We start from the raw sequence: 13,181 nt of genomic DNA, 5'->3' as shown, positions 1-13,181 counted from the left end.
CCGTACCTCATAGACCGAAATATCGTTTGAAAGGCTGAAAAATCATGAGCAATCTGGTCGAGCGTTACCTCGCCGCCTGGAACGAGACCGACGCCGTCGCCCGCGCCAAGGCCGTCGCCGAGGTGTGGACCGAGGACGCCACCTACACCGATCCGCTGGCCGACGTGGCCGGGCACGCCGGGATCGCCGCCGTGATCGAGGGCGCCCAGGGGATGTTCCCCGGCTTCGTCTTCACCGCCGGGAAGGTGTACGACGCCCACCACGGCATCGCCCGCTTCACCTGGCATCTGGGCCCGGGGGGCGAGGAGCCCGTGGTGATCGGGTTCGACGTGGTGGAGCTCGCCGGGGACGGCCGGATCAGCAAGGTCCTGGGCTTCCTGGACCAGGTCCCCACCGCCTGACGCCCCACCCGCGCCCTTGGCCTCCGGGACACCGGGGGCTTTCGGCGTGCCGGGGCGGTGGCGAAGGTCACGGCGGGTGGAAAACCGTTTGTGGGGCGTGGCGCGGCAGGAGAGAATCGGACTCCGTGTCCGATCGCATCAAGAACCTCGCATCCCACCTCGCGCTGGACGTGAGCCCGCTACGCGACTCACGCGACTTCCGGTTGCTGATGGTGTCGGGCGTCGTGACGATGTTCGGCACGTTCATCACCATGGTGGCGGTGCCCTACCAGATGTGGGAGCTGACCGGCTCCTACCTGGCGGTCGGGCTGATGAGCCTGGCGGAGTTCGCGCCCATGGTGGTCTGCGGGCTGTGGGGCGGGGCGATCGCCGACTCGCTGGACCGCCGTAAGGTCATCCTGCTGAGCGAGCTGGGGCTGGCGGTCACCTCGGCCCTGCTCATGGTCAACGCGATGCTGCCGGAGCCGCAGATCTGGGTGCTGTACGTGGTCGGCGCGCTGGCGACGGGCATCAGCTGCCTGCAGCGGCCCAGCATGGAGTCCCTGATCCCGCAGGTCGTCCGGCACGACCAGCTCGGCGCGGTGGCGGTGCTGACCAGCGTGCGCTGGAACTTCGGCGCGATCGCCGCCCCGGCGCTGGGCGGCCTGCTGGTGTCCACGCTCGGCACGGCCTTCGCCTACGGGCTCGACACCCTCAGTTTCGTGCTGTCGCTGTTGCTGCTCTGGCGGATCGAGTCCAGGGCGCCGGCCCAGGACGCCGGGTCCGCCTCGCTCGGCTCGCTGGTCGAGGGCTTGCGCTATGCCGTCGGCCGCAAGGATCTGGTCGGCACCTACCTGGTCGACATCGCCGCGATGGTGTTCGCCATGTCGACCTCCCTCTACCCCGGCCTGGCCGAGGAGTACGGCGCGCTGGAAGCCGTCGGGCTGCTGTACTCGGCGGGCGCCGTCGGCGGCCTGCTGGCCTCGCTGACCGGCGGGTGGACCGCGCGCGTGCGCCGGCACGGCCTGGGCGTGCTGGTGGCGGCGCTGCTGTGGGGCGTGGCGGTGACCCTGGCCGGGCTGGTCCCGAACTTCTGGACGATGGCCGCCTGTCTGGCGCTCGCGGGCGCGGCCGACATGGTCAGCGGCATCTTCCGGATGACCATGTGGAACCAGACGATCCCCAACGAGATGCGCGGCAGGCTGGCGGGCATCGAACTGCTCTCCTACTCCACCGGCCCGATGCTGGGCAACACCAGGGCGTCGCTCATGGAACGGCTCGGCGGGCCCCGGATCTCGATGGCCGCGGGCGGGTTGCTGTGCGTCGCCGCCGTGGCAGCGCTCGCCGCCGCGCTGCCGCAGTTCCGCCGCTACGACTCCAGCACCGACGAGCACGCGCTGGCGGAGCGCGCCCGCCGAGCCGAGCAGGCCCCGGTCTGAGCCGGTCTAGTTCGGGTCTAGGTCCGCACGCCTTCCGGTTCGAACGAGCTCAGACTCGGGTCGTAGTCCGAGGCGCCGATGTCGTACATGGGCGTCATCCAGTGGTAGAAGTTGTCGCCGCGTTCCCGGAGCAGGTCGTACAACCTGCGCATGAGACGGCGGCGCACCGGCTGCAGCTCCGGGTGCGGATACCGGTTGGTGAGCTCGTGCGGGTCCTCGGCGAGGTCGTAGAGCTCGTTGACCGACTCGGGGTTGACCACGAGCTTGTACCGTTCGTCGCGGATCATCCGTTGCGGGTACGGGAAGTGGTGACCGTGGAACTCGGCGACCAGCTCGGCGGGCCACTCTGGGTGCTCGCCGCGGACGAGCGGCACCAGGCTGCGGCTGTCCACCGCCGGTGACGGGTCGCAGCCGGCCAGGTCCAGGATCGTGGCCGTACAGTCGGTGAGCGTGACGAACTCGTCCCGGACCTGCGGCTCGGCGCCCGGAACCCGGATGATGCCGGGGATACGGTAGATGTCCTCGTACATCGCCGGGCCCTTGTCGTGCAGCCGGTGGGCCCCGGTGAACTCGCCGTGGTCGGCGGTGAAGAAGACGGCCGTCTCCTCGGTGAGGCCGAGCTCGTCGAGCCTGGCCAGGATCCGGCCGATCTGCTCGTCGATCAGCGTGACGTAACCCCAGTAGACCGCGATCAGCTTGCGGGTGACCTCGATCGGGATCGTGTCGAACGTCCAGTGCGCGCTGTAGTTGCGCTGCACGGGAGGCTTGCCCTCGAAGGTCTCCGCGATCGACGGCGGCAACTCGACCAGGGCGGGATCGTACCGGTCGAAGTACTCGTCCGGCAGCAGATAGGGCAGGTGCGGCCCGAAGAAGTGGGTGGCGAGGAAGAACGGCCGCCCGTCCTCGGCGTAGCGGTCCAGCTGCTCGATCGCCCGGGTCGCCAGATAGTGCTCGAACGTCGCCTCGACCGGCTGGTGCAGCCGGGCGGCCAGCAGGTTGCCGGGATTGCCGTTGGGCGTGGTGCCGCGGATCAGGTCGGAGATCCGGTACGGCGGCAGCCCCCGCTCGGCCAGGTAGGCCAGGTAGTCGGGGTGGTCGACGGGATTGTGCCAGCCCGGCAGGTCGGGACCGTCGAAGCCGTACGACGCGGCGTTGCGGTGGGTGCCGCCGTGCCACTTGCCGATCAGGCCCAGCTGGTAGTCCCGCTCCCGCAGCGCGTCGGGAAAGGTGAAGGCATCGGCCCGCAGGTCTTCGAGATAACCGACGTTGCGCTCGTAGTTCGCCAGGAGCCGGTGCCGGAACGGCGCCTGCCCGGTGAGCAGGCTGGCGCGCGCCGGCGTGCAGATGGCCGTCGGCGTGTAGAACCGATCGAATCGCGTACCGGTCGCGGCCAGCCTGTCGAGGTGCGGCGTGGCGACGTGCGGGTTGCCGTAGCAGCCCAGCGTGTCGACGCGATGCTGATCGGTCATCAGGAACAGCAGGTTCACTTGCTGAAGGCCTTCGTGTAGAGGTCACCGGTGTAGTAGGTGGCCGGGTCGGGGGCCGACGGGAGCTGGCCCGTGCTGACGAAGAAGTCACCCAGGCTGTTGAGCCATTTGCCGACGCTGCCGTCCTTGGTCTTGGCGACCAGGTCGGCGGTCGTCATGGTCTCCACGTTGGCCGCGTCCGCCTGGACCTTGGCCTTGTCGAGCTTGAGCAGGGCGGCGGCTTCGGCGATCGCCTCGTCCGGATGGGCGGCCCGCCAGTCGTTGGCGTCCTGCAGCACCTTGATCACCTTTTCGGTGAGCTCGGGCGCCACCTGGGTGCCGCCGACGAAAGCCGTCGGGAAGGAGTTGTCGGGGAACTCCTTGGTGCTGGCGAGCTCCACCGTCCCGGGCACCTTCGCCTTGATGTTGTCGATCAGGGGGTACCAGATACCGGCGCCGTCGATCTGGCCGGCGACGAACGCGGAGACGACGGTGGCCGGGTCCATGGGCACCTTCTCGATGTCCTCGGCCGTCATGCCCGCCTTGCGCAGGGCCAGGTTGAGCACCATGTCGCCGGAGGTCCCCTCGGGGACGCCGACCTTCTTGCCCTTGAGCTGCTGCATCGTGGTGATGCCGGGCCTGGCGATGACGCGGTCGGCGTACGCGAGCGTGTTGATCGCGACGACCTTGGCCTTGCCCGACGCGGGCAGCCACATGGCTCCGGGGCCGATGTAGCCGAAGTCGAGGTCGCCCGCGCCGAGCGCCTGGATCTGCAGCGGGCCGTTGGTGAAGACCTTGATGTCGGGAGTGAGCCCCTGCTTCTCCCACATGCCCTGCTTCTCGGCGATGGCGAGGAGGCTGGCGCCGTTGTAGTCGCTGATGTAGCCGAATCGGACCGTGGAGCCGTCGGAGGAGCAGGCGGTCACGGACAGCGAGAGCATGGTCACCGCTGCGGCGGTGGTCAGGGCGCGTCGAAGTACACGCATGGCGGTACGTCCTTTCTGGGGGGGTGGGTGGGCGTCAGGCCGCGGGGGCGGCCGGTGCCTGGTGGTAGACGGAGTGCCAGACCTCGTTACGGATCCGGCCGAACTCCTGGGAGAGCCGCATCTCCTCGGTCCGGGGGTAGGGCAGGTCCACGTCGACGATCTGCTGGACGCGGCCCGGCCTGGCGGCCATCACGATCACCCGGCTGGCGAGGTAGACGGCCTCGTCGACGTCGTGCGTGATGAACATGACCGTGCGCTGCTCCTGGCTCCAGGTGTGCAGCAGCTGGTCCTGCAGCTGCACCCGGGTCAGCGCGTCCAGCGCGCCGAACGGCTCGTCCATGAGCAGGACCTGCGGGTTGACCGCGTACGCGCGGGCGATGGCGCATCGCTGCTTCATCCCGCCCGACAGCGTCTTGGGCAGCGCGTCGGCGAAGTCGGTCAGCCCGACGAGCTCGATGGCCCGCTCGGCTCGCCGCCTGCGCTCCTCGGCGGAGATCGCGGTCAGCTTGAGCCCGAACTCGACGTTCTTGCGGACCGTCAGCCAGGGGAAGAGCGCGTACTGCTGGAAGATCACCCCGCGGTCGGGACCGGGGCCGGTGACCGGCACTCCGTCCACCAGCACCTCCCCCTCTGTGGGCCCGACGAGTCCGGCGGCCATGCTCATCAGCGTGCTCTTGCCGCAGCCCGAGGGGCCGACGACCGTGACGAACTCCTGGTCGGCGATGTCCAGGCGGACACGATCGAGGGCGACGAAGGTGCCGTCCCGCATCGGGTAGGTCTTGACCACGTCCCGGAACGAGATCTTGTTGTTCATCGGCGCTCCTGCCAGTCGGTGAGGCGTCGGTCGGCCAGCAGCAGCAGCCGGTCCATCAGCAGGCCGAGCACGCCGATGGCGATCAGCCCGACGAAGATCGTGGAGAGGTCGTAGTAGAGCTGGGCCTGCTGCATGCGGAAGCCGAGGCCCTCCTGCGCGGCGATCAGCTCGGCGGCGACCAGGGTCCCCCAGGCCGAGCCGAGCCCGACCCGCATGCCGACCAGGATGAACGGGGTGGACGCCGGCACCACGACCTTGAGGAAGATGGTCCGGTCGGAGGCCCCGAGCACGCGCGCGGCGTTGATCAGCGTCTTGTCCACGTCCACGACGCCCTGGAACGTGGCCACCACGCTGGACAGGAACGAGGCCAGGAAGATGACGAAGACCTTCGGCACCTCGCCGATGCCCAGCAGCACGATCGCCAGCGGGATGATCGCCAGCGGCGGGATCGTCCTGAAGAACTGCACGTACGGCTCCAGGAGCCCGCGGGCGGTGGCGTACCAGCCCATCAGGAACCCGACGGGGACGGCCAGCAGGGTGCCGAGGACGAAGCCGAGCAGCACCCGGCGCAGGCTGGCCGCCGCGTCCAGGAGCAGCGTGCCGTCGGCGATCAGCTCGCCGCCCTTCGCCGCCACCGCGAGCGGGCCCGGCAGGCCCTGCACGCCGATCGATGACAGCAGCGTCCAGAGGGCGAGGCCGAGGGCGACCGCGATCAGGTTGAGCACCACGGCACGCCGCGGCCGGTACGCGCCGGCGCGCCTGTCGGGCGGCATGGACGTCTTCTCTGACGTGATGATCGCGGTCATGGCCGTGCCAATCGGTTCATGTGGGGGTCCTCCGCTTGGTCCGGCTCCGCCGGATAGCGCGACAGCAGTGGTGACTCGTGCAGCACCAGCGCGATGCCGCCGAGGGCGCCGGCGACCTCGCCGAGCGTGGCCTGGCGCAGGCTCACCCGGTTCCGGGCGATCGGCATGATCTGCGCGCCCAGCGTCGCCTCGATCGGCTCCAGGAGTGCGGGGCCGGCCTCGGCCAGCTCACCGCCGATGACGATCATGCTGGGGCCGATCGCGTTGCAGAGCGCGGCGAGCACCGCGCCGATCCGCGACCCGACGTCCCCGAGCAGGTCGAGCGCGGCCCGGTCACCGGACCGGACCGCCTTCACCAGCTCGGCGACGTCGTCGGCGTGCCCGCCCGCGGCGCGATAGGCGTCGAGGACGGATCGGATCGAGGCCACGGTCTCCAGGCATCCCGTGCCACCGCAGTCGCATCGGGACCCGTGCGGATCGACCGTGATGTGCCCGAACTCGCCCGACAGCCCGTACGCGCCCCGGTGCAGGGCCCCGCCGACCACCAGGCCGCCGCCGACGCCGTGGGACAGGCGCAGGTAGAGCACGTCCGCGCCGCCCGCGGCCGCCCCCCAGATCGACTCGGCGAGCGCGGCCAGCCTGGTGTTGTTGTCGCTCATCACCGGCACGCCGAAGCGCTCACGCAGCAGGTCTTCGACCCGGTGGCGGTCCGCCTGCTCCTCTTCGGGGTCGCCGACCGGGCCCACCACACCCACGCCCATCGCGCTGAGCGCGCCCAGCCGCAGGATGCCGCCGGTGTGGTTGCCGGTCAGGCCGCCGACGAGCCGGCCGGCGAGCTCCACCTTGCCCTCCCAGGACAGGTCGGCCGGGTGCGGCTCGCTGGCCGAGCCGACGATCTCGTGGGCGACGTTGACGGCGGCCACGTGCACCGCGCGCCGGGCGAAGTCGATGCCGATCGCCTGGCCGGCGTCGGGGTTGAGCGTCAGCGTCTCGGCCGGGCGGCCTCGCCCGCGCGGAGCCTCCTGCGAGGTCGCGGTGACGACCGCGCCGCTGGTGACCAGCTCGGCGAGGATGTCGTACAGGGTCGTACGGGACAGCCCGCAGCGCTTGCCGAGCTCGCCGCGGCTGAGCGGGCCGTGTTTGCGCAGCAGCCCGAGCACGAGCTCTTCGTGCCCGCGCCGCAGTTGTGAGAGGGGACCGAGGTGACGCATGCCGCTGAGTCTGCCGACGGCCGGTCATTTTGGTCAATAACCCGGAAAAATGGCCGTCCGGGTGCCGATCACGGCTTTGACCAGGCAATACACGGCGATTAGGGCACTTGAGGGGGTCGTAACATTCGCGTAACGACAGCGGCGCGCCGTCCCTTCTCGCTCACCTGGTGTTTGACCTGCGGCCATGGACCGGCCAGACAGGAGTCTGTCAGGATCTCACCAGACACCCTAATGTCCTCCTTTATCACCAGAAATCCATGGAAGGTAAGAGAAGAACACATGCGGGTTGCATACGTGGTTGCTACGGCTTTGATGGCTTCTGCCCTGATTACCTCTCCTACGCACGCCTCCGGCAAGCCGGAGTTCCCGGCTGAGGTGTACGGCGGAGCGTGGCCGTCGGGCCATGTGCAGGGGATCGCGGTCGACGAGAAGAAGGGGTTCATGTACTTCTCCTTCACCAACCTCCTCGTCAAGACGGACCTGACCGGTCGCCCCGTGGGCTCCGTCACCGGCTTCACCGGCCACCTCGGTGACCTCGACTTCAACGCCAAGGACGGACGGGTCTACGGCTCCCTGGAGTACAAGGACGCGCAGGCCTTCTACATCGCCATCTTCGACGTCGACCGGATCACCAGCCTCGACATGAACGCCGAGACCTCCGAGGTGGTGACCGCCGTCTACCTCAAGGAGGTCGTGGCGGACTACAGCGCCGACATGAACGGCGACGGCAAGTTCGACGGCAACGTCGGCAACACCCCGGACCACCGCTACGGCTGCAGCGGCATCGACGGCGTCGCCTTCGGCCCCTCGTTCGGCAAGCGGCACGGCAAGCAGAAGCTGACCGTCGCCTACGGCGTCTACTCCAACACCGGCCGCCAGGACAACGACCACCAGGTGCTGCTGCAGTACGACATCACCAAGTGGCGCGGGTTCGAGCGCCCGCTCACCCAGGCCGACCCGCACACCTCCGGCCCCGCCCGCCCCGACGGCAAGTACTTCGCGCACACCGGCAACACCACCTACGGCGTGCAGAACCTGGAGTACGACGGCTACACCGGCAAGTGGCTCATGGCGGCCTACAAGGGCGTCAAGCCGCAGTTCCCCAACTACTCCCTCTTCACCGTCGACGGTTCCGAGCGTCCCACCCGGGGTCCCGTCAAGGGGCAGCCGCAGCCGGAGCAGGGCGACCTGCTCGCCCTCTCCCCCGAAGGCCTGCACCACCCGGAGAGCGGCGTCCGGGGCTGGGAGTCCGGCGGGCAGTACGGCCTGGCGTCACTGGACGACGGCCGCTTCTACGTGACGCAGGACGGCAAGATCGTCGAGGACGGCGTGACCAAGCAGACCGCCCACTCCCGGCTCCACCGCTGGACCGGCCAGACCCCGACCCCGTTCGAGCGCATCCAGTAGCCCTCCGGCCCTCGGCGTCGGACCGTGCCACTCCGGCATGCTCCGACGCCGGGGCTCAGCCCCGCTCGCGCCAGCCGTCGTAGCGCTCCACCAGCTCATCGACCTTCGCCAGGCCACCCTCGTCGAGCCCCTCGGCCACGACCAGCCACTGCGCGTCCTCGGCGTCGTCCTCCCCCGCCAGCGTCTCCCGGACCACCCGCGGCATCCCGAGCCCGGGAAACCATTCGGCCAACGTCTCGGCGACCTCCTCGGCATCGTCCCGCTCACCGAACACGAGTAGCTGCCTCATGGATCGGCATTCTGCCAGCCGTCCGCCGAGGCGCCGAACTGTACGGGATCGTTCACAGACAGTGAACGCGATAGCTTGCTATCGTACGACCATGACGGCCGAAGCGGTGAGTATTGACATGAGAGAGTCCTCGCTGCCCGACTGGATCTTCCCTCCGCCGGAGGGCTTCGTGGCGGAAGACCTCGATCACATTACGGATCTGCCTGCGCACACAGAGTTGATTGACGGAAGCTTGGTCTTCGTGAGTCCACAGGCTTCTTTCCATATGCGCATGGTCGACCTTCTGGTCCTCTCCCTGCGCCGCACCGTTCCGGATGATTTCCGGATACGTCGGGAAATGAGCGTCATCCTCGCCAAGGATCAGCGTCCTGAGCCGGACGTGTGCGTCATCCGCGCCGGCGCGGACCAGAGCCCGGAGCAGACCTACTACCATGCCCAGGACGTCACGCTCGTCGTCGAAGTGGTCTCCCCCGAGTCCAGGTCACGGGATCGCAAGCGGAAGCCGGCGCTCTACGCGGAGGCCGGGATCCCGCACTTCTGGCGCGTCGAGAGCAGCGCCGGCCGGCCCGTGGTCTACGTCCATGAGCTCGACCCGCCGACCTCCATCTACGTCCCCACCGGCATCCACCACGAACGCCTCAAGACCACCGTCCCCTTCGACATCGACCTCGACCTCACCGAGATCGACCGCCTCTGACACACGAGGAAAGGGCCGGTACGGAAGCCGTACCGGCCCTTGTCGTCGTGCTTGTCAGGCGCTGCGGAGCTGAGCCCCGACGCGGTCGGCCGCCAGGGCGACGGCGGCGTCGCGGGCGGCGGTCGTCTCCTCGGCCGTCAGCGTGCGGTCCGGCGCCCGGAAGCGCAGGGTGTACGCCAGGGACTTGTTGCCCTCGCCCACCTGCTCACCGGTGTAGACGTCGAACAGCCGGATGGACTCCAGCAGCTCTCCCGCGCCGTCGCGCAGCGCCGCCTCCACGTCGGCCACCGGTGTGAAGTCCGGCACGAGGAGCGCCACGTCCTGGGTCGCCACCGGGTAGCCGGAGATGGCCGGCGCCTGGACGGGGCCGGGCATGGCCGCCTGCAGGCGGGTCAACTCCAGCTCCATCGCGGCCGTGCGCGGCGGCAGGCCGTAGGCCTCGATGACACGCGGGTGGAGCTCGCCGGCGTGGCCGACGAGGGTGTCGCCGACGTACAGAGCGGCGCACCTGCCGGGGTGCCAGGGCTCGTGCTGGTCGGCGGAGATCGACAGCTCCAGCCGCGCCTCGCCCGCCACCAGCCGCGCGGCCTGCACCGCGTCGGCCCAGGAGGCCTGGCGGCCGGCGCCCCACCAGCCGGAGCGGTCGAACTCGCCGGCGAGCACGACGGCGACCCGGATCGGCTGGTCGGGCAGCGCCTCCTCGATCGAGGCCAGCTCCTCGGCCGTCGGCCTGCGCTCGACGCCGAGCACCGGCGCGGTCGCGGGGGCGCCCTCACGCGGCCGGTAGACGGCTCCGGTCTCGAACAGCGCCACGTCGGTGAAGCCGCGCCCAGCGTTGCGGACCAGGGTCTTGAGCAGCCCCGGCAGCAGCGTCGTGCGCATCAGCGGCTCGTCCTCGGCCATCGGGTTGGACAGCCGCATGGCGCGCCGCCGCGCGTCGTCGGCCGGCAACTGCAGGTGGTCGAAGTCGTCGGCGCTGATGAACGGGTAGGCGAGCACCTCGACGTAACCGGCCTCGGCGAGCGCCCGGCCGACCCGCCGATGCAGCCGCTGCCCTTCGGTGAGCCCGGCGCCGGCCGGGGCCTTGGGCAGGATCGAGGGCAGGTTCTCGTAGCCTTCGAGCCTGATGACCTCTTCGGCCAGGTCGCTGGGGTCGGTGATGTCCGGCCGCCACGAGGGCGGCGTCACCGTGATCATGTCGTCGCCGGCGACGGCCAGCCTGGCCGCCAGCTCGCCGCCCGTCACGACGCCGGTCGGGTCCACGCCGCCCCTGCGCACGGCGGGGTCGTCGCCGTCGACGACGGTGCAGCCGACCTGCTCCAGCCGCTGGACGACGGTCTCCTTGGAGTAGGGGACGCCGGCCACGTCGCCGGGATGGCTCGCCGGGATGGCGATGCGGGCCGGCTGGACGTCCACCTCCGCGTGCGTGACCCCGGGGTGGACGGTGGCGCCGCCCAGCTCGGCCAGCAGTTGCACGGCTCGCCACGAGGCGACCAGCGGCAGCTCCCTGTCGACGCCCCGCTCGAACCGCTTGGAGGCCTCCGACACCAGGTTGTGCCTGCGCGACTCGCGGGAGATGCCGGTCGCCGAGAAGTGCGCGGCCTCGATCACGATGTCGGTCGAGACGCCGGAGATCTCGGTCGCCAGGCCGCCCATGGTGCCGGCCATCGAGATCGGGCCCGAGTCGTCGGTGATCAGGATATCGTCGGGGTCGAGGTCGCGCACGACGTGGTCGAGCGTCTCCAGCCGCTCCCCCTGCCGGGCCCTGCGCACGACGATCTCGCCGGTCAGCCTGCCGGTGTCGAAGGCGTGCAGCGGCTGGCCGAGCTCCAGCATCAGGTAGTTGGTGATGTCGACGGCCAGCGACACCGGGCGCATGCCGGCCCGGGACAGGCGCACCCGCATCCACAGCGGGCTCTGCGCGTCAGGGTCGAATCCGCTCACCTGACGGAGCACGAACCTGTCGCACGCGGTCGGGTCGGCGATCGAGGCGGGCCACGAGGACTCCGCCGGCTCGGGCAGCTCGATGTCGGCGGGGTCGCGGAAGGGCACGCCGAAGCCGGTCGCGGCCTCGCGGGCCACTCCCCTGATCGACAGCGCGTAGCCGATGTCGGGGGTGATCTCCAGCTCGATGACGTCGTCACGCAGGCCGAGCAGCTCGACCACGTCGACGCCGATGGGCGTGCCGGGCGGCAGCACCATGATGCCGTTGTGGTCCTCGCCCAGCCCGAGCTCGCGCTCGGAGCAGATCATGCCCTCGGACAGACGGCCGTAGGTCTTACGCGCGCCGACCTCGAACCCGCCGGGCAGCACTCCGCCCGGGAGCACGACCGGCACCCGGTCGCCGACGGCGAAGTTGACGGCGCCGCAGACGATCTCGCGCGGCGTCGCCTCGCCCACCTCGACCTTGCAGTGCCGGATCGGCTTCTTGAACCCGGTCAGCTCCTCGATCTCCAGCACCTCGCCGACCACGACGTTCTTGACGTCGTAGCCGTGGGAGGTGATGGACTCCAGCTTGAGCCCTGCCGCGGTGAGCTTGTCGGCCACCTCGTGCGCGGTGACCGCCGGGAGATCGACACACTCCCGCAGCCAGGAAAGCGGGACCTTCATCAGATCTCCATTCCGAACGGGAGCGTGAAGCGCACGTCTCCCTCGATCATGTCGCGCATGTCCTCGGCGTTGTGGCGGAACATCAGCGTCCGCTCGATGCCCATGCCGAACGCGAACCCGGAGTAGACGGACGGGTCGACACCGCAGGCGACGAGCACCCGCGGGTTGACCATGCCGCAGCCGCCCCACTCGATCCAGCCCTCGCTCTTGCAGGTGCGGCAGGGCGGGCTGCCGGGCACGGCGGAGGCGCCGCGGCAGACGAAGCACTTGAGGTCCATCTCGGCCGACGGCTCGGTGAACGGGAAGTAGTTGGGCCGGAACCGGGTGGTGATGCCCTCGCCGAACATGACCTCGGCGAACCGGTCGAGCGTGCCCTTGAGGTGGGCCATCGTCAGGCCCTTGTCGACGGCCAGGCCCTCGGTCTGGTGGAAGACCGGGGTGTGGGTGGCGTCGAGCTCGTCGGTGCGGAAGGTCTTGCCGGGCGCGATCGCGTAGCAGGGGGCGCCCCGCTCCAGCAGCGCGCGGATCTGCAGCGGCGAGGTCTGGGTGCGCAGCACCATGCCCGAGTCCGCGGAGCCGACGAAGAACGTGTCGTGCTCGGAGCGGGCCGGGTGGTCCTTGGCGATGTTGAGCGCCTCGAAGTTGAACCATTCGGCTTCGAGCTCGGGGCCCTCGACCACCTCGTAGCCCATCGCGACGAAGCTGTCCTCGATGCGCTCCTGCATGGTGGTCAGCGGGTGGCGGGCGCCGCGGGGTCGCCGGTCCCAGGGCTGGGTGACGTCGACGGCCTCCTCGACGAGCACGCGGGCGTCGCGCTCGGCCTCCAGCTCGGCCTGGCGGGCGGCGAGCGCCTCGCTGATGGCCTTACGGGCACCGCCGACGCGCTTGCCCGCCTCGGCGCGGGCGGCCGGCGGCAGGGCGCCGATCTCGCGGTTGGCGAGCGCGATGGGCGAGCGGTCACCGGCGTGCGCCAGCCTGGCCTGCTTGAGTGCATCGAGGCTGTCGGCCGTCTTGATCGCCGCCAGGGCGTCGGCCTCCATGCGGGACACCTCGTCGGCGTGCAAGGGTGTGACCTC

Annotated in this window: 12 protein-coding genes; 4 read left to right on the top strand and 8 right to left on the bottom strand. The window is 70.1% G+C overall.

The features are described 5' to 3' along the window. Positions 1–44: 44 nt before the first annotated feature. Both ACTMTF_RS39785 and ACTMTF_RS39780 read left to right on the top strand, forming a co-directional pair. On the top strand, positions 45–401 hold the full coding sequence (locus ACTMTF_RS39785; RefSeq protein ID WP_441115284.1) for a nuclear transport factor 2 family protein: 357 nt from the start codon (positions 45–47) through the stop codon (positions 399–401). Between the two features lie 125 nt (positions 402–526). Then, entirely contained in the window at positions 527–1,819 is a 1,293-nt protein-coding gene (locus tag ACTMTF_RS39780) for an MFS transporter (protein ID WP_397016844.1), read from the top strand. Between the two features lie 17 nt (positions 1,820–1,836). Here the strand turns inward: ACTMTF_RS39780 and ACTMTF_RS39775 are convergent, their stop codons facing one another. Genes ACTMTF_RS39775 through ACTMTF_RS39755 form a run of 5 tightly spaced genes read right to left on the bottom strand, consistent with a single transcriptional unit; the run spans position 1,837 to position 7,102 of the window. Then, positions 1,837–3,306, bottom strand: coding sequence for a sulfatase-like hydrolase/transferase (locus tag ACTMTF_RS39775; RefSeq protein ID WP_441115283.1), 1,470 nt, complete (start codon positions 3,304–3,306; stop codon positions 1,837–1,839). Beyond that, entirely contained in the window at positions 3,303–4,271 is a 969-nt protein-coding gene (locus ACTMTF_RS39770) for an aliphatic sulfonate ABC transporter substrate-binding protein (protein ID WP_397016840.1), read from the bottom strand. The genes ACTMTF_RS39775 and ACTMTF_RS39770 overlap by 4 nt, the downstream gene beginning before the upstream one ends. A gap of 34 nt (positions 4,272–4,305) precedes the next feature. Further along, entirely contained in the window at positions 4,306–5,085 is a 780-nt protein-coding gene (locus tag ACTMTF_RS39765) for an ABC transporter ATP-binding protein (protein WP_397016838.1), read from the bottom strand. Next, positions 5,082–5,858, bottom strand: coding sequence for an ABC transporter permease (locus ACTMTF_RS39760; RefSeq protein ID WP_441115282.1), 777 nt, complete (start codon positions 5,856–5,858; stop codon positions 5,082–5,084). The genes ACTMTF_RS39765 and ACTMTF_RS39760 overlap by 4 nt, the downstream gene beginning before the upstream one ends. 29 nt (positions 5,859–5,887) lie before the next feature. Then, a complete protein-coding gene (locus ACTMTF_RS39755) occupies positions 5,888–7,102 on the bottom strand; it encodes an ROK family protein (protein ID WP_441115281.1) in 1,215 nt (404 codons plus the stop codon). A gap of 312 nt (positions 7,103–7,414) precedes the next feature. On the opposite strand from ACTMTF_RS39755, the gene ACTMTF_RS39750 reads away from it, so the two are divergent. Next, entirely contained in the window at positions 7,415–8,509 is a 1,095-nt protein-coding gene (locus tag ACTMTF_RS39750) for a hypothetical protein (RefSeq protein ID WP_441115280.1), read from the top strand. Between the two features lie 55 nt (positions 8,510–8,564). Here ACTMTF_RS39750 and ACTMTF_RS39745 read toward each other — a convergent pair whose 3' ends face one another. Next, positions 8,565–8,798, bottom strand: a complete 234-nt coding sequence (locus tag ACTMTF_RS39745) for a hypothetical protein (protein ID WP_397016830.1) — start codon at positions 8,796–8,798, stop codon at positions 8,565–8,567. 91 nt (positions 8,799–8,889) lie between these two features. Here ACTMTF_RS39745 and ACTMTF_RS39740 point away from each other — a divergent pair, with 91 nt between their 5' ends. Beyond that, the gene (locus tag ACTMTF_RS39740) at positions 8,890–9,495 is read left to right on the top strand and encodes a Uma2 family endonuclease (RefSeq protein ID WP_441115279.1); all 606 of its coding nucleotides are present in this window, start codon (positions 8,890–8,892) and stop codon (positions 9,493–9,495) included. 54 nt (positions 9,496–9,549) lie between these two features. Here ACTMTF_RS39740 and ACTMTF_RS39735 read toward each other — a convergent pair whose 3' ends face one another. Together ACTMTF_RS39735 and pheS are read right to left on the bottom strand one after the other, a co-directional pair. Beyond that, the gene (locus ACTMTF_RS39735; protein ID WP_441115278.1) at positions 9,550–12,105 is read right to left on the bottom strand and encodes a phenylalanine--tRNA ligase subunit beta; all 2,556 of its coding nucleotides are present in this window, start codon (positions 12,103–12,105) and stop codon (positions 9,550–9,552) included. Continuing rightward, the gene (gene pheS / locus ACTMTF_RS39730) at positions 12,105–13,145 is read right to left on the bottom strand and encodes a phenylalanine--tRNA ligase subunit alpha (RefSeq protein WP_397016888.1); all 1,041 of its coding nucleotides are present in this window, start codon (positions 13,143–13,145) and stop codon (positions 12,105–12,107) included. The genes ACTMTF_RS39735 and pheS overlap by 1 nt, the downstream gene beginning before the upstream one ends. Positions 13,146–13,181: the final 36 nt, after the last annotated feature.

It is taken from the genome of Nonomuraea sp. ZG12, from assembly GCF_052068115.1.
Classification (GTDB): domain Bacteria; phylum Actinomycetota; class Actinomycetes; order Streptosporangiales; family Streptosporangiaceae; genus Nonomuraea.
The sequence above is the reverse complement of the archived record's forward strand: the minus strand, read 5'-3'. Positions and strand labels throughout refer to the sequence as shown.

What these genes read in the sequence shown, in the direction of transcription:
- pheS (WP_397016888.1), bottom strand. Translation starts at nt 13,145, where the DNA reads ATGGAGGCCGACGCCCTGGCGGCGATCAAGACGGCCGACAGCCTCGAT.
- ACTMTF_RS39785 (WP_441115284.1), top strand. Translation starts at nt 45, where the DNA reads ATGAGCAATCTGGTCGAGCGTTACCTCGCCGCCTGGAACGAGACCGAC.
- ACTMTF_RS39755 (WP_441115281.1), bottom strand. Translation starts at nt 7,102, where the DNA reads ATGCGTCACCTCGGTCCCCTCTCACAACTGCGGCGCGGGCACGAAGAG.
- ACTMTF_RS39750 (WP_441115280.1), top strand. Translation starts at nt 7,415, where the DNA reads ATGGCTTCTGCCCTGATTACCTCTCCTACGCACGCCTCCGGCAAGCCG.
- ACTMTF_RS39770 (WP_397016840.1), bottom strand. Translation starts at nt 4,271, where the DNA reads ATGCGTGTACTTCGACGCGCCCTGACCACCGCCGCAGCGGTGACCATG.
- ACTMTF_RS39735 (WP_441115278.1), bottom strand. Translation starts at nt 12,105, where the DNA reads ATGAAGGTCCCGCTTTCCTGGCTGCGGGAGTGTGTCGATCTCCCGGCG.
- ACTMTF_RS39760 (WP_441115282.1), bottom strand. Translation starts at nt 5,858, where the DNA reads ATGCCGCCCGACAGGCGCGCCGGCGCGTACCGGCCGCGGCGTGCCGTG.
- ACTMTF_RS39765 (WP_397016838.1), bottom strand. Translation starts at nt 5,085, where the DNA reads ATGAACAACAAGATCTCGTTCCGGGACGTGGTCAAGACCTACCCGATG.
- ACTMTF_RS39740 (WP_441115279.1), top strand. Translation starts at nt 8,890, where the DNA reads ATGACGGCCGAAGCGGTGAGTATTGACATGAGAGAGTCCTCGCTGCCC.
- ACTMTF_RS39745 (WP_397016830.1), bottom strand. Translation starts at nt 8,798, where the DNA reads ATGAGGCAGCTACTCGTGTTCGGTGAGCGGGACGATGCCGAGGAGGTC.